This is a genomic window from Pseudomonas simiae, from assembly GCF_000934565.1.
Classification (GTDB): Bacteria; Pseudomonadota; Gammaproteobacteria; order Pseudomonadales; family Pseudomonadaceae; genus Aquipseudomonas; species Aquipseudomonas simiae.
Window position 1 is genome coordinate 5,196,493 of the sequence record NZ_CP010896.1, and the last position, 24,865, is coordinate 5,221,357.

General features: G+C 59.4%; 19 protein-coding genes. 14 read left to right on the forward strand and 5 right to left on the reverse strand.

Translation table 11 applies throughout. The features are described from left to right. Nucleotides 1–58: 58 nt before the first annotated feature. The 14 genes from dksA to PF1751_RS23700 all read left to right on the forward strand — a co-directional run bounded on the left by dksA (nt 59) and on the right by PF1751_RS23700 (nt 19,604). Nucleotides 59–502 carry an RNA polymerase-binding protein DksA gene (gene dksA, locus PF1751_RS23635; protein WP_010206570.1) on the forward strand — a complete coding sequence of 148 codons (444 nt, stop codon included), beginning with the start codon at nt 59–61 and terminating at the stop codon, nt 500–502. Nucleotides 503–585: 83 nt separating this feature from the next. After that, nucleotides 586–1,473 carry a tRNA glutamyl-Q(34) synthetase GluQRS gene (gluQRS, locus tag PF1751_RS23640; protein ID WP_010206571.1) on the forward strand — a complete coding sequence of 296 codons (888 nt, stop codon included), beginning with the start codon at nt 586–588 and terminating at the stop codon, nt 1,471–1,473. Nucleotides 1,474–1,535: 62 nt separating this feature from the next. Then, entirely contained in the window at nt 1,536–1,712 is a 177-nt protein-coding gene (locus PF1751_RS29010; RefSeq protein ID WP_003176118.1) for a hypothetical protein, read from the forward strand. Beyond that, a complete protein-coding gene (locus tag PF1751_RS23650; protein ID WP_021492885.1) occupies nt 1,696–4,650 on the forward strand; it encodes a sensor histidine kinase in 2,955 nt (984 codons plus the stop codon). Before PF1751_RS29010 ends, PF1751_RS23650 begins: the two co-directional genes overlap by 17 nt. Nucleotides 4,651–4,672: 22 nt before the next feature. Beyond that, on the forward strand, nt 4,673–6,100 hold the full coding sequence (locus tag PF1751_RS23655; RefSeq protein WP_021492886.1) for a sigma-54-dependent transcriptional regulator: 1,428 nt from the start codon (nt 4,673–4,675) through the stop codon (nt 6,098–6,100). A 697-nt stretch (nt 6,101–6,797) separates the two neighbouring features. Then, nucleotides 6,798–8,201, forward strand: a complete 1,404-nt coding sequence (locus tag PF1751_RS23660; RefSeq protein WP_010206578.1) for a polynucleotide adenylyltransferase PcnB — start codon at nt 6,798–6,800, stop codon at nt 8,199–8,201. Nucleotides 8,202–8,203: 2 nt separating this feature from the next. Further along, complete coding sequence (gene folK / locus PF1751_RS23665; protein ID WP_044287891.1) at nt 8,204–8,689, forward strand: 2-amino-4-hydroxy-6-hydroxymethyldihydropteridine diphosphokinase; 486 nt, start codon at nt 8,204–8,206, stop codon at nt 8,687–8,689. Between the two features lie 366 nt (nt 8,690–9,055). After that, nucleotides 9,056–9,856 (forward strand): 3-methyl-2-oxobutanoate hydroxymethyltransferase, encoded by an 801-nt coding sequence (panB, locus tag PF1751_RS23670; protein WP_010206582.1) that lies wholly within the window; start codon nt 9,056–9,058, stop codon nt 9,854–9,856. Beyond that, nucleotides 9,853–10,704, forward strand: coding sequence for a pantoate--beta-alanine ligase (panC, locus tag PF1751_RS23675; RefSeq protein ID WP_021492887.1), 852 nt, complete (start codon nt 9,853–9,855; stop codon nt 10,702–10,704). Before panB ends, panC begins: the two co-directional genes overlap by 4 nt. A gap of 226 nt (nt 10,705–10,930) precedes the next feature. Beyond that, complete coding sequence (gene pgi, locus PF1751_RS23680) at nt 10,931–12,595, forward strand: glucose-6-phosphate isomerase (protein WP_010206584.1); 1,665 nt, start codon at nt 10,931–10,933, stop codon at nt 12,593–12,595. A 105-nt stretch (nt 12,596–12,700) separates the two neighbouring features. Continuing rightward, complete coding sequence (acs, locus tag PF1751_RS23685; RefSeq protein ID WP_010206585.1) at nt 12,701–14,638, forward strand: acetate--CoA ligase; 1,938 nt, start codon at nt 12,701–12,703, stop codon at nt 14,636–14,638. A 16-nt stretch (nt 14,639–14,654) separates the two neighbouring features. Continuing rightward, nucleotides 14,655–15,524, forward strand: coding sequence for an oxygenase MpaB family protein (locus tag PF1751_RS23690; RefSeq protein WP_010206586.1), 870 nt, complete (start codon nt 14,655–14,657; stop codon nt 15,522–15,524). A 57-nt stretch (nt 15,525–15,581) separates the two neighbouring features. Continuing rightward, a complete protein-coding gene (locus PF1751_RS23695; RefSeq protein ID WP_010206587.1) occupies nt 15,582–16,598 on the forward strand; it encodes a class I SAM-dependent rRNA methyltransferase in 1,017 nt (338 codons plus the stop codon). Nucleotides 16,599–16,685: 87 nt separating this feature from the next. Continuing rightward, entirely contained in the window at nt 16,686–19,604 is a 2,919-nt protein-coding gene (locus PF1751_RS23700; protein ID WP_044287893.1) for a DUF748 domain-containing protein, read from the forward strand. 291 nt (nt 19,605–19,895) lie between these two features. Here PF1751_RS23700 and PF1751_RS23705 read toward each other — a convergent pair whose 3' ends face one another. The 5 genes from PF1751_RS23705 to rbfA form a co-directional block, all read right to left on the reverse strand. Beyond that, nucleotides 19,896–20,516 carry a BON domain-containing protein gene (locus PF1751_RS23705; protein ID WP_010206591.1) on the reverse strand — a complete coding sequence of 207 codons (621 nt, stop codon included), beginning with the start codon at nt 20,514–20,516 and terminating at the stop codon, nt 19,896–19,898. 295 nt (nt 20,517–20,811) lie between these two features. After that, a complete protein-coding gene (gene pnp / locus PF1751_RS23710; protein WP_010206593.1) occupies nt 20,812–22,917 on the reverse strand; it encodes a polyribonucleotide nucleotidyltransferase in 2,106 nt (701 codons plus the stop codon). A 195-nt stretch (nt 22,918–23,112) separates the two neighbouring features. Continuing rightward, a complete protein-coding gene (rpsO, locus tag PF1751_RS23715) occupies nt 23,113–23,382 on the reverse strand; it encodes a 30S ribosomal protein S15 (protein WP_003177875.1) in 270 nt (89 codons plus the stop codon). Between the two features lie 115 nt (nt 23,383–23,497). Beyond that, on the reverse strand, nt 23,498–24,415 hold the full coding sequence (truB, locus tag PF1751_RS23720) for a tRNA pseudouridine(55) synthase TruB (protein WP_010206595.1): 918 nt from the start codon (nt 24,413–24,415) through the stop codon (nt 23,498–23,500). A 3-nt stretch (nt 24,416–24,418) separates the two neighbouring features. Beyond that, a complete protein-coding gene (gene rbfA, locus PF1751_RS23725; RefSeq protein ID WP_016973761.1) occupies nt 24,419–24,814 on the reverse strand; it encodes a 30S ribosome-binding factor RbfA in 396 nt (131 codons plus the stop codon). Nucleotides 24,815–24,865: the final 51 nt, after the last annotated feature.

The following is a 24,865-nucleotide window of genomic DNA, read 5'->3' on the forward strand; positions in this document are numbered from 1 at the left end:
GTGTCGGTGACGTTGCAATCCTGCGCAATGGATTAGAAGAGTGAGAGGCGGTCTATTCATGTCCACCCAAGCAAAGCAACAGCAGACTCAAGGCCTCAACGGCTTCGAACCTTACGTAGAAAAGAAAGGTGAGGAGTACATGGGCGAGCCCATGCGCGACCACTTCACCAAAATCCTGAACAAGTGGAAACAGGACTTGATGCAGGAGGTCGACCGCACGGTTGACCATATGAAGGACGAAGCAGCCAACTTCCCTGATCCGGCCGATCGTGCCAGCCAGGAAGAAGAGTTCGCCCTTGAACTACGCGCCCGTGATCGCGAGCGCAAGTTGATCAAGAAGATCGACAAGACCCTGCAGCTGATCAAGGACGAAGAATACGGCTGGTGCGAATCCTGCGGTGTCGAGATCGGTATTCGTCGCCTGGAAGCCCGCCCAACCGCGGACCTCTGTGTAGACTGCAAGACCTTGGCCGAAATCAAGGAAAAACAGGTCGGCAAGTAACCCAGCCGAACTGAACGAATGGGGCGTGCGAACGCCCCATTTTTGTTGCTGGCGTTTACCGAATTTCCAGTAGTATCCGGCCCATGACAGCCTCTACCTATATCGGGCGCTTCGCCCCCACGCCCAGCGGCCATTTGCATTTCGGTTCTCTGGTCGCCGCCCTCGCCTCCTACCTCGACGCCCGCGCCAACCAAGGCCGCTGGCTGATGCGCATGGAAGACCTTGACCCGCCCCGCGAAGAGCCCGGTGCCCAGGCGGCAATCCTGCACGCACTGGAAAGCTATGGCTTTGAATGGGACGGCGAACTGGTCCGACAAAGCGAGCGGCACGATGCCTACGCCAACGTGCTGAACGGCCTGTTCAACCACGGCCTGGCCTACGCCTGCACCTGCTCACGCAAACAACTGGAGCCTTACAACGGCATCTACCCCGGCCTGTGCCGTAATGTAGGTCACGCCCAGCAAGACGCCGCCATCCGTCTGCGCGTTCCCGAACTTGAGTACCACTTTACCGACCGCGTCCAAGGCGAATTCCGACAGCACCTGGGCCGCGATGTAGGCGACTTCGTCATCCGTCGCCGCGACGGCCTTTATGCCTATCAATTGGCTGTGGTGCTCGACGATGCCTGGCAAGGTGTGACCGACATCGTGCGCGGTGCCGACCTGCTCGACTCCACGCCACGCCAGCTTTACCTGCAAGAACTACTGGGCCTGCGCCAACCACGCTACCTGCATGTGCCGCTGATTATTCAGCCGGACGGCAACAAGTTGGGCAAATCCTACCGCTCCCCGCCACTGACACCCGACCAGGCGACGCCTTTGCTATTGAGAGCACTGCGCGCCCTCGGCCAGCAACCCGGCGCTGAGCTGTTGCACGCCAGCCCACGGGAGCTGCTGGATTGGGGCATTGCGCACTGGGATGCCAGCCGGATCCCGCGCACACTCACGCTGGCCGAAGCGCAATTGAGCTGAAGGCGCTTGCAGCTTGCCCGGCATCCGTTACCATCGCCGCACGTTTTTACACAGAGGCCAACATGTACATCTATCGATTGGTCCTGCTGCTGGTCGTCGGGATCTACCTGTTCTCCCCCGCCATCATGGATTGGTGGATCGACGCCACGGGCGCCTGGTACCGCCCTTATCTGCTGTGGCTGATCCTGATCGTCGTGACTTTCATCCTGCAGAGCCAAAAAGATGCCGATGAGCTTTAGCCTCACCCAGATGCTGCTGATCAGCGCCGCCTACCTGGCCGCGCTGTTCGGGGTGGCCTGGATCAGTGAGCGCGGAATGATTCCGCGGGCGATCATTCGCCATCCGTTGACCTACACCCTGTCCCTCGGCGTATACGCCAGTGCCTGGGCGTTCTATGGCACTGTGGGCCTGGCCTATCAGTACGGCTATGGCTTTTTGTCCAGTTACCTAGGCGTGTCCGGCGCCTTTTTGCTGGCACCGGTGCTGCTGTACCCGATCCTGAAGATCACCCGTACTTACCAGCTGTCATCCCTCGCCGACCTGTTTGCCTTCCGCTTTCGCAGTACCTGGGCCGGCGCGCTGACCACCATTTTCATGCTGATCGGCGTATTGCCATTGCTGGCCCTGCAAATCCAGGCGGTGGCCGACTCCATCAGCATCCTGACCCGTGAGCCGGTGCAACACCGCGTCGCCCTGGCCTTCTGTGCGCTGATCACGCTGTTCACGATTTTCTTCGGCTCGCGCCATATCGCCACCCGTGAAAAACATGAAGGCCTGGTGTTTGCGATTGCCTTTGAGTCGGTGATCAAGCTGATCGCCATTGGCGGTGTCGGCCTTTATGCGCTTTACGGCGTGTTCGATGGCCCGCAGCAGTTGGAACTGTGGCTGCTGCAAAACCAGACCGCCCTCGCCGCCCTGCACACCCCATTGCAGGAAGGCCCATGGCGCACGCTGCTGCTGGTGTTCTTCGCCTCGGCCATCGTGATGCCGCACATGTACCACATGACCTTCACCGAAAACCTCAACCCGCGCTCGCTGGTCAGCGCCAGTTGGGGCTTGCCGTTATTCCTGCTGTTGATGAGCCTGGCGGTGCCGCTGATCCTGTGGGCTGGCTTGAAACTGGGCGCCACCACCAACCCTGAATACTTCACCCTCGGCATCGGCATCGCCGCCAACAGCCCGGCCTTGGCGCTGCTGGCTTATGTCGGTGGCTTGTCAGCGGCCAGCGGACTGATCATCGTCACAACCCTGGCACTTTCCGGCATGGCGCTCAATCATCTGGTGCTGCCGCTGTATCAGCCGCCGGCCGAAGGCAATATCTACCGCTGGCTGAAATGGACACGCCGCGCGCTGATCGTCGCAATCATCATGGCCGGCTACGGGTTCTACCTATTGCTGGGCGCAGGCCAAGACCTGGCCAACCTCGGCATCGTCGCGTTTGTCGCGACCTTGCAGTTCCTGCCGGGCGTGCTGTCGGTGCTGTATTGGCCGACCGCCAATCGCCGCGGTTTCATCGCCGGGTTGCTGGCGGGGATCCTGGTGTGGGTCGTGACCATGCTGTTACCGCTGGTCGGCAACCTGCAAGGCTTCTACATCCCATTGCTGAACATGATCTACGTGCTGGATGACACCAGTTGGCACATGGCCGCGATTGCTTCCCTGGCCGCCAACGTCTTGATGTTCACCCTGATCTCGCTGTTCACCAACGCCAGTCCGGAAGAAACCAGCGCCGCCGAGGCCTGCGCGGTGGATAACGTACGCCGCCCACAGCGACGCGAATTGCATGCGGCTTCCCCCCAGGAATTCGCCACGCAACTGGCCAAGCCACTGGGCGCAAAAGCGGCGCAGAAGGAAGTCGAGCAGGCGCTGCGCGATCTCTATCTGCCGTTCGATGAACGGCGCCCGTACGCGCTGCGCCGTCTGCGTGACCGCATTGAAGCCAACCTGTCCGGGCTGATGGGACCGAGCGTGTCCCAGGACATGGTGGAAACCTTCCTGCCTTACAAGGCCGGCGGCGAAAACTACGTGACCGAAGACATCCATTTCATCGAAAGCCGGCTGGAGGATTACCACTCACGCCTTACCGGTCTCGCCGCCGAACTCGATGCCTTGCGCCGCTACCACCGCCAGACCCTGCAGGAATTGCCGATGGGCGTGTGCTCCCTGGCCAAGGACCAAGAGATCCTGATGTGGAACAAGGCCATGGAAGAGCTCACCGGCATTGCCGCGCAGCGCGTGGTCGGTTCGCGCCTCAATACCTTGGGCGATCCCTGGAAAGAGTTGCTGCAAGGCTTCATCAACCTGCCCGACGAACACTTGCACAAACAGCACCTGGCGCTCGACGGCCAGACCCGTTGGCTCAACCTGCACAAAGCCGCTATCGACGAGCCTTTGGCGCCCGGTAACAGCGGCTTGGTGTTGCTGGTGGAAGACCTGACCGACACCCAGATGCTCGAAGACAAGCTGGTGCACTCCGAGCGCCTGGCGAGCATCGGCCGACTGGCGGCGGGTGTGGCCCATGAAATCGGCAATCCGATCACCGGTATCGCTTGCCTGGCGCAGAACCTGCGGGAAGAGCGCGAAGAAGATGGCGAAATCACCGAGATCAGCGGGCAGATCCTCGAACAGACCAAGCGTGTTTCACGCATCGTGCAGTCGTTGATGAGCTTCGCCCACGCCGGCGCGCACCAGAACCAGGACGAAGCCGTCTGCCTGGCCGAAGTGGCGCAGGATGCCATTGGGCTGCTGGCCTTGAACCGGCGCAATTTCGAAGTACAGTTTTTCAACTTGTGCGACCCCGACCATTGGGTCGATGGCGACTCACAGCGCCTGGCACAAGTGCTGATCAACCTGTTGTCCAACGCCCGTGACGCCACCCCGGCCGGCGGCGCGGTACGCGTCAAGACCGAGGCTTTCGAACATACGGTCGATCTGATCGTCGAAGATGAAGGTAGCGGTATTCCACAGAACATCATGGACCGATTGTTCGAACCCTTCTTCACCACCAAGGACCCAGGTGAAGGTACCGGTCTGGGCCTTGCACTGGTCTATTCCATCGTTGAAGAGCATTATGGACAAATCACCATCGACAGCCCGGCTGACACCGAAAGCCAACGCGGCACCCGTATTCGGGTGACCTTGCCGCGTCATGTCGAAGCGACGTCCGCTGTGAACTGAGACCGTCGAGAGAATTGAATCAATGCCGCACATTTTGATCGTCGAAGACGAAACCATTATCCGCTCTGCCTTGCGTCGCCTGCTTGAACGTAATCAGTACCAAGTCAGCGAAGCCGGCTCGGTGCAGGAAGCCCAGGAGCGTTTCAGCATTCCCACGTTCGACCTGATTGTCAGTGACCTGCGTCTGCCTGGCGCGCCTGGCACCGAGTTGATCAAGCTTGGCCAGGGCACCCCGGTGCTGATCATGACCAGCTACGCCAGCCTGCGCTCGGCAGTGGACTCCATGAAGATGGGCGCGGTGGACTACATCGCCAAGCCTTTCGACCATGACGAGATGCTTCAGGCCGTGGCCCGCATCCTGCGGGACCGCCAGTCGGCCAGCAGTGCGCCCGCCGAGCAACGTCCGGCGGGAAAAGCCGCCGACAAACCAGGCGTCGACAACAGCAACGGCGAGATCGGCATCATCGGCTCCTGCCCACCGATGCAGGACCTGTACGGCAAGATCCGCAAAGTCGCGCCGACTGACTCAAATGTCTTGATCCAGGGCGAGTCGGGCACCGGTAAAGAGCTGGTGGCCCGCGCGCTGCACAATCTGTCCAAGCGTGCCAAGGCGCCGATGATCTCGGTGAACTGTGCGGCGATCCCCGAATCCCTGATCGAGTCCGAACTGTTCGGCCACGAGAAAGGCGCGTTTACCGGTGCAAGCGCCGGGCGTGCGGGCCTGGTGGAAGCAGCGGACGGCGGCACGCTGTTCCTCGATGAGATCGGCGAACTGCCGCTGGAAGCACAAGCGCGGTTGCTGCGCGTGCTTCAGGAAGGTGAAATCCGCCGGGTAGGCTCGGTGCAATCGCAAAAGGTCGATGTGCGCCTGATCGCGGCGACCCACCGCGACCTCAAGAGCCTGGCCAAGATCGGCCAGTTCCGTGAAGACTTGTATTACCGCCTGCACGTGATCGCCCTCAAGCTGCCGGCCCTGCGTGAACGTGGCGCCGACGTCAACGAGATCGCCCACGCCTTCCTGCTGCGCCAGAGCGCACGCATCAACCGTACCGACCTGAAGTTTGCGCCGGACGCTGAGCAGGCGATTCGGCATTATTCGTGGCCTGGTAACGTGCGCGAGCTGGAAAACGCGGTTGAACGTGCGGTGATCCTGTCCGAAAGCCCGGAAATTTCCGCCGAGCTGCTGGGCATCGATATCGAGCTGAGTGACCTGGAGGACGATGATTTCATCGGCCTGGCGCCGTCACAGGGCGGTAGCAATACCAGCCATGAGCCGACTGAGGATCTGTCACTGGAGGATTACTTCCAGCATTTTGTCCTTGAACATCAGGACCATATGACCGAGACCGAGCTGGCACGCAAACTGGGCGTGAGCCGTAAATGCCTGTGGGAACGCCGCCAGCGCCTGGGCATTCCTCGACGCAAGACCGGAGTCGCCAGCGAGAGTTGAGGGGGCGCCCCCACAGGTAACACCCACAGAGGTGAAAAAACTGTTACCGCGGATATTTCGCGTAACAAAAGCCGGGGCTTACGGTAACGAAGCCCCGGCTTTTTTTGGTCCGTCAAAAACCCGAAACCACCTCAACCCCCCGTTTTTACTGGGCGGCGCAAAAGTTGGCACGAACCCTGCTATATGCTTAGTACAAAAACAATAACAAGCTTTGTACAAGACAATAAAAATAAGACGAATCGACTCACGCATAACAAAAACAACACGGCGGAGGCGCAGCTAACTGATTCTTTTGGAGAGGCGTTGCATTTGGGGCTTGCCCCGCAACCAGGCCGAGAACAACAAAAACTGCCCTAAGGCAGAGCCTGAACTGGTTGGATCGTAGATCAGCAACACAGCGACCAAAGCAATCCGTTTGCTCTTGACTCCCGATTGGGAGTGTCATGAAGGTGAAACTTCATGGCGAGGGCGATCAACAAAAACAAGAAGCCCGAAACCAATAATAAAAATAGAGCACGCAACTACTTCTGGGGGAGCTTCGGCTCCCCTTGTAGTTTCTGCGATTTGACCTTTCAACGCTTACGGCGCAATGCCTGCAGCTTGTTCCTACACCATCCCCTGACTAAATGCTAGAATCCCCGCCCATCATGCGGTCATTCTTCGTTATGGCCGAACATTCCTTCAAACAGTGCATCCCATGCTGAAGAAGTTGTTCCAGTCATTCCGTTCTCCCTTGCGTCGTACGCAACACAAACGCAGCACGCCTGAAGTGCTCAACAGCAGCCAACATTCGCTGCAACGCGCTCAATTCAGCCGTTACGCCGTGAACATCGTCGAACGTTTGCAGAACGCCGGCTACCAGGCTTATCTGGTGGGCGGGTGCGTTCGCGACATGCTGCTCAATATCACACCCAAGGACTTCGACGTCGCCACCAGCGCCACGCCTGAGCAAGTGCGTGCCGAATTCCGCAATGCGCGGATCATTGGCCGACGCTTCAAGCTGGTGCATATTCACTTCGGTCGCGAAATCATCGAAGTCGCGACGTTCCGTGCCGGCCATCCGCAAAACGATGAAGAGGAAGACACCAATCAGTCCTCCCGCAACGAAAGCGGGCGCATCCTGCGCGACAACGTTTACGGCACCCTGGAAGAAGACGCGCAACGCCGCGACTTCACCATCAACGCCCTGTATTACGACCCGGTCAGCGAGCGCATCCTCGATTACGCCAATGGCGTACACGACATTCGCAACAACCTGATCCGCCTGATCGGTGACCCCGTCCAGCGCTACCAGGAAGACCCGGTACGCATGCTGCGGGCCGTGCGTTTTGCTGCCAAGCTGAACTTCGGCATCGAGCGCCATACCGCCGCGCCGATTCGCGAACTGGCCCCGATGCTGCGAGAGATCCCCTCGGCGCGCCTGTTCGAAGAAGTGCTCAAACTATTCCTCTCGGGTTATGCCGCCGACACCTTTGAAATGCTGGTGGACCTGCAGTTGTTCGACCCGCTGTTCCCGGCCAGCGCCGAGGCTTTGGAATACAACCCGACGTACACCCACACCCTGATCAGCGAAGCGCTGATCAACACCGACCTGCGCATCAAGCAGAACAAGCCGGTCACCCCGGCGTTCCTGTTTGCAGCGCTGTTGTGGCCAGCCTTGCCCAAACGCGTACTGCGCTTGCAGGAACGTGGCATGCCGCCGATCCCGGCCATGCAGGAAGCCGCCCATGAGTTGATCGCCGAGCAGTGCCAGCGCATCGCCATCCCGAAACGCTTCACCATGCCGATCCGCGAGATCTGGGACATGCAGGAGCGTCTGCCACGCCGCAGCGGCAAACGCGCTGACCTGTTGCTGGACAACCCACGCTTCCGCGCCGGCTACGACTTCCTGCTGCTGCGCGAAAGTGCCGGCGAGCAGACCGACGGCCTGGGCGAATGGTGGACCGATTACCAGGACGCCAATGACAGCGGGCGCCGCGACATGATTCGTGAGCTCGGCAGCAAAGGCGATGGCGAAGGCGCCGGCCCTAAGAAGCGTCGTCGCAGCGGCACCAAACGCAAGCGCAGTTCGGCTGACGCCTCGGGCGCTGCGGGCGAATAAACGTGGAACGCATCTACATCGGCATGGGCAGCAACCTGGCTGCCCCGGCTCAGCAATTGCGCAGCGCTGTCGAAGCACTGGCACGATTGCCAGGCACCACCGTCGCCGGCGTCTCCGCCTTTTATCAAAGTGACTCCCTGCTCCCAGGCCAACCGCGCTATACCAATGCGGTTGCTGCCTTGGACAGCAACCTTGCGCCCCTGGAGTTGCTGGATGCGCTGCAAGCCATCGAGAACGACCAAGGCCGCGAACGCCTTGAGCGCTGGGGCCCACGCACGCTCGACCTGGACATCCTGTTGTTTGGCGATCGCCTGATCGACGAGCCGCGCCTCAAGGTGCCGCACTATCAAATGCACCTGCGGGCGTTTGTGCTGTATCCGCTGGCTGAACTGGCGCCCGTCGCGCTGCAACTGCCCAACGGTCAGACGCTCAGCGAACTGCTGGCCGCCTGCCCGTTTGTCGGCCTGGAACGCCTGCCCCAAGACTGACTCGCTCAATGTGGGAGCTGGCTTGCCTGCGATACAGGCACTTCGGTCTTTCAGTCATACCGAAGTGATGCTATCGCAGGCATGCCAGCTCCCACATTTCGATCACCTGCGCACTCAAAATCGCTTTCCCACTTGCTGAATCGCGTCAGTAACAGCGGTAACACCGCCATCGTAACAATGCGGTAACACATCCAATTGACTTCCCGTGCCCTCCTCACGACTATAGGCGTCCCGCTGCCGCCAACCCGGCGCTAAAGGGCGCAATCCAGGCCTTATAAGCACTGCTCTCAAGACGGTGCGCCTGTATAAACGAAGACTCACGCGCGTTACTCGCTGTTTCCAAGCGCCTGAACGAGGACCCTTTTCATGCCAGACATTACCCTGACCACCTTGCAGAGCCTCAAGCTCAAAGGTGAAAAAATCACCATGCTGACCTGCTATGACGCCACCTTCGCCCACGCCAGTTGCCAGGCGGGTGTTGAAGTGCTGCTGGTGGGCGACTCCCTGGGCATGGTTCTTCAAGGGAATGACAGCACCCTGCCCGTCACCACCGATGAACTTGCGTACCACACTGCCAGCGTCAAGCGCGGCAACGATGGTGCCTTCATCATCGCCGACCTGCCGTTCATGGGTTACGCGACGCTCGAACAGACGTTCCAGAATGCCGGCAAGCTGATGCAAGCCGGTGCGCACATGATCAAAGTTGAAGGCGCAGTGTGGCTGGCCGAGTCGATCCGCCTGCTGGCGGAACGCGGCGTGCCGGTGTGCGCGCACATGGGCCTGACGCCACAGTCGGTGAACATCCTCGGCGGCTACAAGGTACAAGGCCGCAATGAGGCCCAGGCGCGGCAGATGCGCGCGGATGCCATCGCCCTGGAACAGGCGGGCGCGGCAATGATCCTGCTCGAATGCGTGCCGAGCGAGCTGGCGGCAGAAATTACTCAGGCGGTGAAGGTACCGGTGATCGGCATTGGCGCAGGCTCGGCCACCGATGGCCAGGTGCTGGTATTGCACGACATGCTCGGCCTGTCGATCAGCGGCCGTGTGCCGAAGTTCGTGAAGAACTTCATGGCCGGCCAGGACAGCATTCACGCCGCACTGAGTGCCTACGTCGCCGAAGTCAAAGCGGTGACCTTCCCTGGCGCCGAACACGGATTTTCTGCATGAACACCGTAAAAACCGTACGTGAACTGCGGGCCGCTGTGACCCACGCCCGCAATGCCGGCAAGCGCATTGGCTTTGTGCCGACCATGGGCAACCTGCACAGCGGCCATGCCACTTTGGTGACCAAGGCCGCCCAGCAGGCGGATTTCGTAGTCGCCAGCATCTTCGTCAACCCGTTGCAGTTTGGCGCCGGCGAAGACCTGGACAAGTATCCGCGCACGCTGGCAGCCGACCAGGAAAAGCTGCTGCAAGCCGGCTGCAACCTGTTGTTCGCGCCCACCGTCGAGGAAATGTACCCCGGCGGCATGACCGGCCAGACCCGTGTCAGCGTGCCGCAACTGTCTGAAGGCCTGTGCGGCGCCAGCCGTCCGGGGCACTTCGAAGGCGTGGCGACGGTGGTCAGCAAGCTGTTCAATATGGTCCAGCCGGACATGGCGGTATTTGGCCAGAAGGATTACCAGCAACTGGCGGTGATCCGCGCCATGGTCCATGACCTGAACATGCCGATCCAAATCATTGGCGAGCCCACCGTACGCGCCGACGACGGTCTCGCGCTATCGTCGCGCAACGGCTACCTCTCCGACGAACAACGGGCCATTGCGCCGGTGCTGTACCGCTGCCTCAGCCAGATCGGTGCAGCGATCAAAGCCGGTGACCACGACTTTGCCAAGCTGCGTGCCGAACAGGTCCAGCAGATCGAAGCCGCCGGGCTGCGCCTGGACTACCTCGAAGTGCGCCAGGGCGTGCATTTGCGCCCGGCCACGGCCGAGGACCGGGATATCGTGATACTGGTAGCCGCTTATCTGGGCGCCACCCGACTCATCGACAATCTGCACCTGACCCTCGACTGACTCGCTCCAAATTGCCCTCCTCGTTGCGTAAATAAAAAGTGCCGGTATAAAAAAGTACCGGCCTGAGCGCAGACAAAGCCAAGACATATCGACACGCTAGGTTTAATGTAATCGCCCGGCGCTATGGTTAGCGCTGTCCGGAACCCATTGCTTGATGAAAGACTGGACGTTCCGGGCTTAGAAGTGTCCTAAAGGCAGTCCCCGTAATAAAAGGAAACCCGCAGCGATGGCGTACTACCGCACCCCTCATGACGTTACCGCTCTGCCCGCCTGGCAAGCGCTCAATCAACATCGCCAAGCCATGCAGGATTTCAGCATGCGCGAAGCGTTCAATGCCGATCCACAGCGTTTTTCCCAGTTCACCCTGAGCAGCTGCGGACTTTTCCTCGATTACTCGAAAAACCTGATCACCAGCGAAACCCGCGACCTGCTCGTGGGCCTCGCCGAAGAAGTCGGCCTCAAAGACGCGATCAACTCGCTGTATGCCGGTGAGCCGGTCAACTCCTCCGAAGGCCGCCCGGCCCTGCACACCGCCCTGCGCCGCCCGGTGGGCGACAAGCTGTCGGTGAACGGCGTGAACATCATGCCGGACGTGCACAAGGTGCTGAACCAGATCACTGACCTGGTCGGCCGCATCCACGACGGCCTGTGGCGTGGCTACACCGAGAAGCCGATAACCGACGTGGTGAACATCGGTATCGGTGGCTCGTTCCTCGGTCCGGAGCTGGTCTCCGAAGCGCTGTTGTCCTACGCCCACAAAGGCGTGCGCTGCCATTACCTGGCGAACATTGACGGCAGCGAGTTCCATGAGCTGACCATGAAGCTGCGCGCCGAGACTACGCTGTTCATCGTTTCGTCGAAATCCTTCAACACCCTGGAAACCCTGAAAAACGCCCAGGCCGCTCGCGCCTGGTACCTGGCCCAGGGTGGCTCGGAAGCCGAGCTGTACCGCCACTTCATCGCCGTATCGAGCAATAACGCGGCGGCGGTGGCCTTTGGTATCCGTGAAGAAAACATCTTCCCGATGTGGGACTGGGTTGGCGGACGGTACTCGCTGTGGTCGGCCATCGGCTTGCCAATCGCCCTGGCGATCGGCATGTCCAACTTCAAGGAACTGCTGTCCGGTGCCTACACCATGGACCAGCATTTCCAGAACGCCCCCTTCGAAGCCAACATGCCGGTGCTGCTGGGCCTGCTGGGTGTGTGGTACGGCAACTTCTGGGGCGCGCAGAGCCATGCGATCCTGCCGTACGACCACTACCTGCGTAACATTACCAAACACTTGCAACAGCTGGACATGGAATCCAACGGTAAGAGCGTGCGCCAGGATGGCACCCCAGTGGGGACCGATACCGGTCCAGTGATCTGGGGTGGCGTGGGTTGCAACGGTCAGCACGCCTATCACCAGTTGCTGCACCAGGGGACCCAACTGATCCCGGCCGACTTCATCGTGCCGATCGTCAGCTTCAACCCGGTGTCCGACCACCATCAGTGGCTCTACGCCAACTGCCTGTCCCAGAGCCAGGCATTGATGCTCGGCAAGACCCGCGCCGAAGCCGAAGCCGAGCTGCGTGACAAGGGCATCCCGGAAGAAGACGTGCAGAAGCTGGCACCGCACAAGGTGATTCCGGGCAACCGCCCGAGCAACACCATTGTGGTTGAGCGCATCAGCCCGCGTCGCTTGGGTGCGCTGGTCGCGATGTATGAGCACAAAGTGTTCGTGCAGAGCGTGATCTGGGGTATCAACGCGTTCGACCAATGGGGTGTGGAACTGGGTAAAGAGCTGGGCAAGGGCGTCTACAACCGCCTGACCGGCGCCGAAGAAACCTCGGCCGAGGATGCTTCGACCCAGGGCCTGATCAACTACTTCCGCGGTCGTCACCGCGGCTGATCCAGGTATCGCAAGGCCAACATCCGTTTGGACGTTGGCCTTGAACCCTCACCGTGCAGGGTGCATCTTTATGACTTGTCGCGAAAACAAGAATAAGGATTGCTCATGTTCGATATCAGCACGTTCCCCACCGCCGATGCCGTCCGTCGGGCTGCGCAACTCAGTCAAGAGGACTATAAGCGCCTCTATCGCCAATCCATCGAACAGCCGGATACCTTCTGGGCCGAACAGGCCAAAGGCTTTCTCGACTGGATAACCCCGTGGCACACCGTTCAACGCTCAGACATCAACACCGGCGCCGCCCATTGGTTTGCCGGCGGCCAACTGAACGTCAGCTACAACTGCATCGACCGCCACCTGGCGCAACGCGCCGAGCAGCCCGCCTTCATCTGGGAGGGCGATGATCCTGCAAAGTCTTGCAAAATCACCTACCGCCAACTGCACCAGAACGTCAGCCGCCTGGCCAATGTGCTGAAAAGCCGTGGCGTAAAGAAAGGCGACCGGGTGTGCATCTACATGCCGATGATCCCCGAAGCCGCCTACGCCATGCTCGCCTGTACGCGGATTGGCGCGGTGCATTCCGTGGTATTTGGTGGCTTCTCGCCGGACGCCCTGCGCGACCGTATTCAAGACGCCGACTGCCGCACCGTGATCACCGCTGATGAAGGCGTGCGCGGCGGCAAGCCGGTGGCACTTAAGCAGAACGTCGACAAAGCCCTGGCCAGTTGCCCGAACGTGAGCACGGTGCTGGTGGTGGAGCGTACCGGAGCGACCGTCAACTGGAGCGAAGGCCGCGACCTCAAGTATCAACAGGCCCTGGATGCGGCAAGCGACAACTGCCCGCCCGAGCCCATGGATGCCGAAGACCCGTTGTTCATCCTCTACACCTCCGGCAGCACCGGCAAACCCAAAGGCGTGCTGCACACCACCGGCGGCTACCTGCTGCAAGCCGCGATGACCTTCAAATACGTGCTCGACTACCGCGATGGCGAAGTGTTCTGGTGCACCGCCGACGTGGGCTGGGTCACCGGCCACAGTTACATCGTGTACGGCCCGCTGGCCAATGGCGCAACCTCACTGATGTTCGAAGGCGTACCGAGCTACCCGGACAGCTCACGCTTCTGGCAGGTGATCGACAAGCACAAGGTCAATATTTTCTACACCGCGCCCACCGCCTTGCGGGCGTTGATGCGTGAAGGCCACGCGCCGTTGGAAAGCACGTCCCGCGCCAGCCTGCGCCTATTGGGCAGCGTCGGCGAACCGATCAACCCGGAAGCCTGGGACTGGTACTTCAACGCCGTCGGCGAACAGCGCTGCCCGATTGTGGATACCTGGTGGCAGACCGAGACCGGCGGCATCATGCTCAGCCCCTTGGTCAGCGCGCAGCGTATCAAGCCCGGCTGCGCGACTCAGCCAATGTTTGGCGTACAGCCCGTATTGCTGGACGAACAGGGTAAAGAATTCAGCGGCGCCGGCAGTGGCGTGCTGGCGATCAAAGCGAGCTGGCCAGGGCAGATCCGCAGTGTGTATGGTGACCCTCAGCGCATGATCGACACCTATTTCAAGCCCTACCCCGGCTACTACTTCACCGGTGACGGCGCACGGCGTGATGAAGACGGCGACTACTGGATCACCGGGCGCATCGACGATGTGATCAACGTGTCCGGCCACCGTATCGGCACCGCCGAAGTGGAAAGCGCCCTGGTGCTGCATGACCTGGTGGCAGAGGCCGCTGTGGTGGGCTACCCCCATGACGTCAAAGGCCAGGGCATCTATGCCTTTGTGACCCCCATGAATGGGGTGGAACCCGACGATGCGTTGAAAAGGCACCTGCTGGAGTTGGTCAGTAAGGAAATCGGCAGCTTTGCCAAGCCGGAACTGATCCAATGGGCCCCGGCCTTGCCGAAAACCCGCTCCGGCAAGATCATGCGCAGGATTTTGCGCAAGATCGCCTGCAACGAACTCGACAGCCTGGGTGATACCTCGACCCTCGCCGATCCGAGTGTCGTAGAGGGCTTGATCGACAAACGCTTGAACCGATAGGAAAACCTGAGTCGCCATGGAATTTATCCGCAGCCGCATCGAAACCCAGTTGATGAGCCTGACCGGCCTGTCGCTGGGCCAACTGGACCTGGAAAACCCCAAGGGCGACCCCGGCCTGTTCGGGCCTGATTCGGTGAGTTGGCAGGTCCATGGCGACTTCAGCAGCATGCTCATCGGCGGCATCAGCGCCTTGATGCTGCAAGCCTTGCATCCATTGGCCCTGGCGGGCGTGTGGGACCACTCGAACTTTCGTCAGGACATGCTCGGGCGCTTGCGGCGTACCTCGCAATTCATCTCGGGTACGACTTTTGGTTCGCGCAAAGACGCTGAATGGCTGATCGAAAAAGTCCGCACCATTCACCTACAGGTGGTCGGCCATGCTCCGGATGGTCGGCCTTATGCGGCCAGCGACCCGGAATTGCTGACCTGGGTGCATGTGGCGGAGGTCAGTAATTTTCTCGCTGCTCACCTGCGCTATCGCAACCCGCGTCTTTCAGGTCGGGACCAGGACCGTTACTACAGTGAAATTGCCCTGGTTGCCGAACAGTTGGGCGCGCGGCATGTTCCGCGCTCTCGGCAGGAAGTTTCGGATTATCTGGCACGTATCCGCCCGCAATTACTGTGCGACGAGCGCAGCCGAGAAGTGCTGCGGTTGCTTTTGAATGCACCCTCCCCCAGCCTGCTGGCCAAACCCTTTGGCAGCCTGATGATGCAGGCCGGGATCGATCTGCTGCCGGATTGGGCCAGCACCATGCTCGACCAGCACCAGCACCCACTGCAACGCCAGATGATCCGTGCCGGGGTCAGGCGCAGTGCCCCGATGCTGCGCTGGGCGATGCGCAACGGTTCAGTGCAACGGGCCCATCGGCGGATGGGGTTGATGTAGGCGACGGCGCATAGCTGTTAAACTTCGCGCCCTCATTTCCCCAGCAAGGCGCGCTCCATGTCTCCTCTGCATCAGGCGCTGCGCGCCGCCCTCGATCATCGCCAAGACCTGATCAATGAGCTGCACGCCCAAGGCAGCGACTGCTACCGCCTGTTCCATGGCAGCCAGGAAGGCGCCGGCGGCCTGACCGTCGACCGCTACGGCCCGCAATTACTGGTCCAGAGCTTCCACCACCCCCTGGAAACCGCAGAACTGCTGGACCTGCATCAACAGGTCAACCAGTGCTTGGGCCTGGAGTTGTTGCTGGTCTACAACGACCGTTCCCGTGGCAACTCGCGCATTGACCGCGACGACACGGTTTATCGTGCCGAGCCCGCTGCACTGGAAGACCTGGTAGGCCACGAGTGGGGCCTCAATTACCGCGTGCGCGGGCGCCATGCCGGGCAAGACCCACTGCTGTTCCTTGATTTGCGTAACACCCGTGGCTGGGTCAAGGCCCACAGTGCCGGCAAAAGTGTGCTGAACCTGTTCGCCTATACCTGCGGCGTAGGCCTGAGCGCGGCCGCCGGGGGTGCGCGTGAGGTGTGCAACCTGGACTTTGCCGAGGGCAACCTGGCGGTCGGTCGTGAAAACGGCTTGCTGAACCCGCAGTTGCCGACCATGGAATTCGTACAGTCCGACTACTTCCCGGCAATTCGCCAACTGGCCGGCCTGCCGATCACCCAGCGCCGCGGGCAAAAGCTGCCCAGTTATCCGCGCCTGGAGCAACGTCAATACGATCTGGTGCTGCTCGATCCGCCAGCCTGGGCCAAGAGCGCGTTCGGCACCGTCGACCTGCTGCGCGACTACCAGAGCCTGCTCAAGCCCGCGCTGCTGGCAACAGCTGATAACGGTGTGCTGATCTGCTGCAACAACTTGGCAAAAGTCAGCATGGAAGACTGGCGTGAACACGTGTTGCGTTGCGCAGAAAAGGCCGGACGTCCCGTGCGTGACTGGAAAGTCATGACGCCAGGTGCGGACTTTCCCTCGCAGGATCAACAGCCACCGCTGAAAACCTTGATACTGCAGCTGTAAGACGTTTCCCAAAGGACCCGTTCTTCGGAACCGAAAACCCGTGCCATACTCCAAGGCACTCCTGATTGACATAGATGGCGCCGCCCCATGCCCAAAGGATTGATTCGCGCCGCTGGCGCCTTGTTGACCGCACTCGCCCTGTACAGCTTGCTGGGCTTCCTGATTCTCCCTGGTGTCGCGCTGCGCATTGCCAACCAGCAACTGGCCAATTACGCCACGGTGCCGGCGCGGATCGAGCGGATCGAGCTCAATCCGTTCAGCCTGGAAGTGACAGCATGGGGGTTGAAAATCGGTGACCCAGGCAAGGAACAGCTGGGATTCGAACGCCTCTACGCCAACCTGCAGATCGACAGCCTCTGGACCCGCGCCCTGCACCTGGCAGATATACAACTGGACAAACCCAAGACCGAGCTGCTCTTCGACAAGTCCGGCCAATTGAACCTCGCGCAGTTGTTCAAATTGCCGCCCAGCGAGCCGACCCCGACCGATCCGAATGCCAAGCCGTTTCCGCTGCGCATAGACAGCATCAAGCTGGCCGGCGGCTATGTGCATTTTGAAGACTTGCGCCCCAGCGAGCCCATCGAATTCCTCTACGACAAGCTCGACTTCGAGCTGAAGAACCTCAGTACCCTGCCTGAAGACAACGCCGATATGACGTTGGTGGCAGCCGGGCCTGAAGGCGGGCAGATCGACTGGAAAGGTAATTTCAGCCTGGTGCCGATGACTTCCGAGGGCACATTGAAAGTCACCGATGGCAAGATGAAAGCCTGGTGGCCCTACGTACGCGACGCACTGCCCTTGGTACTGGAAGACGGCGTGCTCAACTTCAGCACCGCGTACAAGTTCAGCCTGGCCAAAGAGACCGAACTGAACCTCACCAACACCGCCGCCAGCATCGCGCCGTTTGCCATCAAGGCGCCTGACGGCCGCCCCTTGGTGCGCCTGGAGCGCCTGGACATCAGCGAAACGACGGTAGACCTCGCCAAACAGCAAGTTATCGTTGGCAAGATCCGCAGCAACAAACTGGAAACCTGGGCCGCGCTCGAAGCGGATGGGCAATTGGACTGGCAGAAACTGTTCGCCAGCCAACCCAGCAAACCGGACTCGGCGTCCGAGCCCCAAAATGCACCTGCCACCGCCGACTCGCCAAAAGCTGAACCCGTCGCGCCAGGCAAGCCCTGGCAAGTGCTGCTCAAGGACGTGCAACTGCGCAACTATCAGGTGCACCTGGCTGACCGTCAGGCCAAGCCGGCGGTCGCGTTGGAAGTCGGCCCGCTGAACGTCGATGTGCAGAACTTCGATAGCCTCAACCAGAGCCCATTCACGTTGAAAGTCGACACGGGCCTGGGCAAGCAGGGCAAGGTTCAGGCGACCGGCGAGGTCAACCTCAACCCGGTCAGCGCCAAGTTGAAAGTGAATACCCAGGACATCGACCTGCGGGTCGCCCAGTCCTATATCAGCCCGTTCATCCGCCTGGAACTGCGTAGCGGCATGCTCGGCAGCAATCTCGATGTGAACCTGAAAAGCACTGATCCCTTGAAGCTCCAGGTTACGGGCCGGGCACAGGTTGACCAGTTGCACACCCTGGATACCCTCAAGACCCGCGACTTCCTCAAATGGCAACGCCTGGTGCTCGAAGGCGTGAACTATCAGCACGGCGACAGCCTGTCGATCGACAAGGTCAACCTGCTGCAGCCCTATGCACGTTTCATGATCAACGATGACCGCACCACCAACGTTGATGACCTGTTGATTCCACAACCTGCTGACAAAACACCCAAGCCCGCCAGCAAGGAAAAACCGTTGGGCATTCGTATCGGCCAGATCGCGATCAACGACGGTTCGGCCAACTTTGCCGACTTCAGCCTTACGCCTAACTTCGCGACGGCGATTCAACAGCTCAACGGGCAGATCGGCACCATCGACAGTCGCCAGGCCAAACCGGCCAGCGTCGATATCAAAGGCAAGGTTGACCGTTATGCGCCGGTGACCATCAAGGGCAGTGTGAACCCATTCGACCCGATGGCGTCGCTGGATATCGCAACAAGCTTTAAACGCGTAGAGCTGACCACCTTGACGCCCTACTCCGGCAAGTTCGCCGGTTTCCGTATCCGCAAGGGTCGACTGAACCTCGACCTGCACTACGTGATCACCAAAGGCCAACTGAAGGCCGAGAACAAAGTGGTGGTCGAACAATTGCAACTGGGTGAAAAAGTCGACAGCGCCGATGCCGTGGACTTGCCGATTCGCCTGGCAATCGCGTTGCTCAAGGACACTGACGGCAAAATCTCGATCGAACTGCCGGTGACGGGTGACCTGAATAACCCGCAGTTCAGCGTGATGCCAATTGTCTGGCAGACCCTGCGCAACCTGGTGGTGCGTGCAGCGACGGCGCCGTTCAAGTTTATTGGTGGCCTGGTGACGGGCGGCGGCTCGGAAGACCTTGGCAACGTATCGTTCGCCGCTGGCTCCAGCGAACTGAACAAGGATGCTGAAGGCGCCCTGAACACGTTGGCCAAAGCACTGAAAGAACGCCCTACCCTGCGCCTGGAGATCGAAGGCACAGCGGCGGCCAGCAGCGATGGACCAATCCTGGCGGCCCAACGACTGGAGCGTGAATACCAGTACAACTACTACAAGATTCTTCAGCGGCGTGGAGACAAGGTGCCGGCCCAGGCATCGTTGCTTGTCGTCCCCGAGAAGGAAAAAGCGCCATTGCTGGAAGGCATCTACCGCACTCGCCTGAAACAACAACCACCGGCCGAATGGAAAGACCTGAGCAGCGATGACCGTAGCACGAAGCTTCGTGACGGCGTGATCAAGTTCTGGAGTAGCAGTGACGTGCTGCTGCGCCAACTCGGCCAGGACCGTGCCAGCACCATCAAGGACTACCTGGTGGATAAAGGACAGTTGGAGGATGACCGGGTGTACTTCATCGATGCCAACCTGGGGCAGGCAGAGAAGGATGGGCGGGTGGTGACACCGATGCATCTGGATGCCGAGTAAACCGGCCCCCATACACATCTGAAAGTGAGAGCGGGCTTGCTCGCGAATACGGAGTGTCAGTCACAATATTGTCGACTGAAACGCTGTATTCGCGAGCAAGCCCGCTCCCACATTTGATCTTCATAAACCTACAAAATGTATCCGACCCACAATAGAACAGGCCCCAACACAAGTGCCGGGGCCTGTAATGACCACATCCGTGTGGTCGGTCGCATGAACTCCAGAGGTGCATCAGGTGGATATCTAACTCACCCTAAGCCGCCGCCGTCCAGTCCAGACGAAACGGGTGCGTTACTCTGCTTTCAGGCCATCGGCCGATACAGCTTTAACGCCTTTGATTTTCTTGGTGATGTTCACCGCGGTAGTTTTCTGAGCTTCAGTGACCGGAGCGGTCGAAGACAGGGACACTACGCCTTTGTTGGTTTCGACTTTGATATCGGTACCAGGAATGCCTTTCTCAGTAACCAGGTCAGCTTTTACTTTGGTGGTGATCCAAGTGTCCGAAGTGGACTCTTTGGCACCTGCAGCTGCGCTTTTGGTTTTGTCGACGTTGTCAGCCTTGGTCGCGCCGCCAGCCAGCAGGCCATCAGCCGATACGGCAGTTACACCTTTGATTTTCTTGGTGATAGCTACGGCAGTCTCTTTTTGCGCGTCCGAGATAGCTACATCCGAAGAGAGGGAAACCACGCCTTTGTTGGTTTCAACCTTAATGTCAGAACCTGGAATGCCTTTTTCGGTCAACAGGTCGGCTTTAACTTTGGTGGTGATCCAAGTGTCAGAAGTAGCTTCCTTGGCCTTGGTAGCTTCACCAGCTGCAAGGGTCATTGGCGCTTGGGAAGTCTGAGCAAAGGCAACGTTAGCACCCATGGCCAGGGTCAGAGCGGTAGCAGTAGCGAGAGCGAACTTCTTCATACGAGTAACTCCTGTTTTATTAAAAATCTGCAGTGCGTAAACCTTGATGCTGCAGCGTTAACAGGGATATTGCAGGCAGTGTGCCAAGTCGTGAACGGCAATTAAATCCTTATAAAACAATGGGTTAAGAAAACAGCTAATTTTCGGAATCGTGCATCTTGCATGAAAGCCCCCGCCTCTGCATGCAAGTTGCGGCTTTTGGATTTTGCTAAGCGGCTGATTTCCCGACATTTTCCCCCAGGCATAAAAAAAGGACTCCGAAGAGTCCTCTTTTTCAGCTGAACGCTTGGGGCGATTAAACGCCCGAAGCCTTGGCTGCTGCTACGTCCTTGATGGACAGCTTGATACGGCCGCGGTTATCCACGTCCAGCACCAGCACTTCCACTTCCTGGCCTTCTTTCAGGATGTCGGTCACTTTCTCAACGCGAGCGTCGCTCAGCATGGAGATGTGAACCAGACCGTCCTTGCCCGGCAGGATGTTGACGAATGCACCGAAGTCGACGATGCGTTCAACCTTACCCACGTAGATCTTGCCGATCTCGGCTTCTGCGGTGATGCCCAGTACGCGCTGACGTGCTGCTTCAGCCGCTTCCTTGGTTTCGCCGAAGATCTTGATCGAGCCATCGTCTTCGATGTCGATCGAAGCCTTGGTCTCTTCGCAGATCGCACGGATAGTCGCGCCGCCTTTACCGATGACATCACGGATTTTGTCGGTGTCGATTTTCATCGCGATCATGGTCGGAGCATTTTCCGACAGCTCGGTACGCGACTGACCAATGATCTGGTTCATCTGGCCGAGGATGTTCAGGCGCGCTTCCAGGGCTTGGCCCAGGGCGATTTCCATGATCTCTTCGGTGATGCCCTTGATCTTGATGTCCATCTGCAGCGCGGTCACACCTTTGGCGGTACCGGCTACTTTGAAGTCCATGTCGCCCAGGTGGTCTTCGTCACCCAGGATGTCGGTCAGGATGGCGAACTTCTCGCCTTCTTTAACCAGGCCCATGGCGATACCGGCAACCGGTGCCTTCATCGGCACACCAGCATCCATCAGCGCCAGGGAAGCACCGCAAACGGACGCCATGGAGCTGGAACCGTTGGATTCGGTGATTTCCGAGACCACACGGATGGTGTACGGGAACACGTCAGCGGCAGGCAGCATGGCCGCGATCGAACGACGGGCCAGACGGCCGTGACCGATTTCGCGACGACCAGCGCCCCCCATGCGACCACACTCACCTACCGAGAACGGTGGGAAGTTGTAGTGCAGCATGAACGGGTCTTTTTTCTCGCCTTCCAGGGTGTCCAGCAATTGTGCGTCACGGGCGGTGCCCAGGGTCGCGACGACCAGAGCCTGAGTCTCACCACGGGTGAACAGCGCCGAACCGTGAGTCTTTGGCAGAACGCCAACTTCGATGTTCAGCGGACGTACGGTGCGGGTGTCACGACCGTCGATACGTGGCTTGCCGTTAACGATGTTTTCGCGAACGGTACGGTATTCGATTTCACCGAAAGCCGCTTTAACGTCGCTGGCGGAAGGCTGGCCTTCTTCACCGGACAGCTTGGCAACAACCTGATCCTTCAGCTCGCCCAGACGAGCGTAACGGTCGGCCTTGACGGTGATGGTGTAGGCGTCGGAGATGGCAGCGCCGAACTCGGAGCGGATAGCGCCCAGCAGCTCGGTGGCTTCGGCTTGTGGAGCCCAGGTCCAGGTTGGCTTGGCAGCTTCTGCGGCCAGCTCGGTGACGGCCTTGATAACGGCCTGGAACTCGTCGTGCGCGAACAGTACGGCACCCAACATCTGGTCTTCGGTCAGCTCTTTGGCTTCCGATTCAACCATCAACACGGCTTCCGAGGTACCGGCGACGACCATGTCCAGGCTCGAAGCTTTCTGTTGCTCGTAAGTCGGGTTCAGCAGGTAGCCGGTGCTTTCGTGGAAAGCAACGCGGGCTGCGCCGATCGGACCATCGAAAGGAATGCCGGAGATCGCCAGGGCAGCCGAAGTACCGATCATCGCAGCGATGTCCGGATCGGTCTTTTTGCTGGTGGAAACGACGGTGCAGACAACCTGCACTTCGTTCATGAAGCCTTCTGGGAACAGCGGACGGATCGGACGGTCGATCAGTCGGGAAGTCAGGGTTTCTTTCTCGGAAGGACGGCCTTCGCGCTTGAAGAAACCGCCAGGGATCTTACCGGCAGCGTAAGTCTTTTCCTGGTAGTGAACGGAAAGAGGGAAGAAGCCTTTGCTCGGGTCAGCGGTCTTGGCGCCAACAACGGTCACCAGAACGGTAACGTCGTCGTCAACGGTAACCAGCACTGCGCCGGAGGCTTGACGGGCGATACGGCCTGTCTCGAGGGTAACGGTCGACTGACCGAACTGGAATTTTTTGATAACCGGGTTCACGGTGTCCTACCTTCTTTGTGGCTCTTGGGGGAACTTGTCTTCTTGCGAAATTCTTGGGCAATGTCGGGGATCGGCCCGAACCTGGTCCAGGGTAAAACGTGTATCCAGATAAAACTTGAGGCTGGGAGCCTACCATGGGCCAGCGGGAATCCCACTGACACACGGCAGACAACCAACCTCTAGCGCAATCGCTTATTAGCGACGCAGACCCAGGCGACCGATCAGAGTCTGATAACGACCCAGATCCTTGCCTTTCAGGTAGTCCAGCAGCTTACGGCGCTGGTTTACCATGCGGATCAGACCACGACGGGAGTGGTGATCTTTACCGTTGGCCTTGAAGTGACCTTGCAGCTTGTTGATGTTGTGGGTCAGCAGTGCAACTTGCACTTCTGGCGAACCAGTGTCACCAACAGCTTGCTGATAGTCAGCAACGATTTGTGCTTTTTCTTGAACGTCGAGAGCCATGAGGCAATCCTTTTTTCAGGAAACCACCCAAAGGGCAGTTTCAACAGGCCAGGGACAAATCCCTGTATCTAAAAATGAGTGTTGACCGTGCCTGTTAACAGCCACACTCGTTCGGTCATTCTGACCGAATCAGTCGACGTGGCGCTATACGCCCGTCTTCGCTCACTTCACCGATACCGATAAAGCGACCGTTATGATCCTGTACACGTACCATGCCGAACTTCGGGGCATCCGGGGCACGTACCGGCTGGCCGTTGAGCCAGTAGAACGCGCTATGCTCCGAGAAGTGCAGCAACGGCCAATCGAGCAAACCGCTGTCCGATGGCATCAGGAAGCGATCAACCGCTTCGTTGCCGCCTTCGGCATGTACCGCTTCCAACTCTTCCAGCGTGACCGTCTGGGCCAGGCTGAAAGGACCGGCCTGGGTGCGTCGCAGTTCTGCAACGTACGCGCCGCAACCGAGCTTTTCACCGATATCTTCCACCAGGGTACGAATATAGGTGCCTTTGCTGCAGTCCACGGCCAACCGGGCGGTGTCGCCTTCACAGGCGAGTAATTCCAAGCGCGCAATAGTAACAGAACGCGGTTCGCGCTCCACTACTTCGCCCGCACGTGCCAGCTTGTAGAGAGGCTGGCCATCACGCTTGAGAGCCGAGTACATCGGCGGTATCTGACTGATTTCCCCACGAAAACCGGGTAAAACAGCTTCAATATCAGCACGACCAACGGTCACGTCGCGAACCTGCAGAACATCACCTTCGGCGTCGGCCGTGGTGGTGGTCTTGCCCAGTTGCATCAGGGTTTCGTAACCCTTGTCGGAATCGAGCAGGTACTGCGAAAACTTGGTGGCCTCGCCAAAGCACAACGGCAGTACGCCGGTGGCCAGGGGATCGAGGCTGCCGGTGTGCCCGGCCTTTTCGGCGTTGAGCAACCAGCGGACCTTCTGCAACGCGGCATTGGAGGTAAAGCCAATAGGCTTGTCGAGCAGAATGATGCCGCTGACGTTGCGACGGATACGTTTGACCTGAGCCACCGCTTACTCCTTGGCGTCTTCAGGTGTGGACGGGTGCTGGCTGTCTTCGGCCACGGCGCGCTCGATCAATGCCGACAGATGCGCACCCCGCACGACGCTTTCGTCGTAATGGAAGTGCAACTGCGGAACACTGCGCAGCTTCATTTCACGGGCCAACTGCATGCGCAGGAAACCTGCAGCGGAGTTGAGCACCTTGATGCTTTGTGCGATTTCTTCGCTGCTATCCTGCCCCATCACGGTGATGAAGATCTTGGCGTGACCCACGTCACGGCTCACTTCTACGGCGGTGATGGTGACCAGGCCAACGCGCGGGTCTTTGACTTCGCGACGGATCAGTTGGGCCAGCTCGCGCTGCATCTGATCGCCGATTCGCTGGGTACGGCTGTATTCTTTTGCCATGTCTTGTTACCTGTTACTGCCACACGGTGAAACCCGTGGGGTCTGAAAGCG

What these genes read in the sequence shown, in the direction of transcription:
- PF1751_RS23690 (WP_010206586.1), top strand. Translation starts at nt 14,655, where the DNA reads ATGGAATTTATCCGCAGCCGCATCGAAACCCAGTTGATGAGCCTGACC.
- rbfA (WP_016973761.1), bottom strand. Translation starts at nt 24,814, where the DNA reads ATGGCAAAAGAATACAGCCGTACCCAGCGAATCGGCGATCAGATGCAG.
- PF1751_RS23655 (WP_021492886.1), top strand. Translation starts at nt 4,673, where the DNA reads ATGCCGCACATTTTGATCGTCGAAGACGAAACCATTATCCGCTCTGCC.
- PF1751_RS23650 (WP_021492885.1), top strand. Translation starts at nt 1,696, where the DNA reads ATGCCGATGAGCTTTAGCCTCACCCAGATGCTGCTGATCAGCGCCGCC.
- gluQRS (WP_010206571.1), top strand. Translation starts at nt 586, where the DNA reads ATGACAGCCTCTACCTATATCGGGCGCTTCGCCCCCACGCCCAGCGGC.
- PF1751_RS23700 (WP_044287893.1), top strand. Translation starts at nt 16,686, where the DNA reads ATGCCCAAAGGATTGATTCGCGCCGCTGGCGCCTTGTTGACCGCACTC.
- rpsO (WP_003177875.1), bottom strand. Translation starts at nt 23,382, where the DNA reads ATGGCTCTCGACGTTCAAGAAAAAGCACAAATCGTTGCTGACTATCAG.
- PF1751_RS23660 (WP_010206578.1), top strand. Translation starts at nt 6,798, where the DNA reads ATGCTGAAGAAGTTGTTCCAGTCATTCCGTTCTCCCTTGCGTCGTACG.
- pgi (WP_010206584.1), top strand. Translation starts at nt 10,931, where the DNA reads ATGGCGTACTACCGCACCCCTCATGACGTTACCGCTCTGCCCGCCTGG.
- PF1751_RS23695 (WP_010206587.1), top strand. Translation starts at nt 15,582, where the DNA reads ATGTCTCCTCTGCATCAGGCGCTGCGCGCCGCCCTCGATCATCGCCAA.
- PF1751_RS29010 (WP_003176118.1), top strand. Translation starts at nt 1,536, where the DNA reads ATGTACATCTATCGATTGGTCCTGCTGCTGGTCGTCGGGATCTACCTG.
- panC (WP_021492887.1), top strand. Translation starts at nt 9,853, where the DNA reads ATGAACACCGTAAAAACCGTACGTGAACTGCGGGCCGCTGTGACCCAC.
- acs (WP_010206585.1), top strand. Translation starts at nt 12,701, where the DNA reads ATGTTCGATATCAGCACGTTCCCCACCGCCGATGCCGTCCGTCGGGCT.
- PF1751_RS23705 (WP_010206591.1), bottom strand. Translation starts at nt 20,516, where the DNA reads ATGAAGAAGTTCGCTCTCGCTACTGCTACCGCTCTGACCCTGGCCATG.
- panB (WP_010206582.1), top strand. Translation starts at nt 9,056, where the DNA reads ATGCCAGACATTACCCTGACCACCTTGCAGAGCCTCAAGCTCAAAGGT.
- dksA (WP_010206570.1), top strand. Translation starts at nt 59, where the DNA reads ATGTCCACCCAAGCAAAGCAACAGCAGACTCAAGGCCTCAACGGCTTC.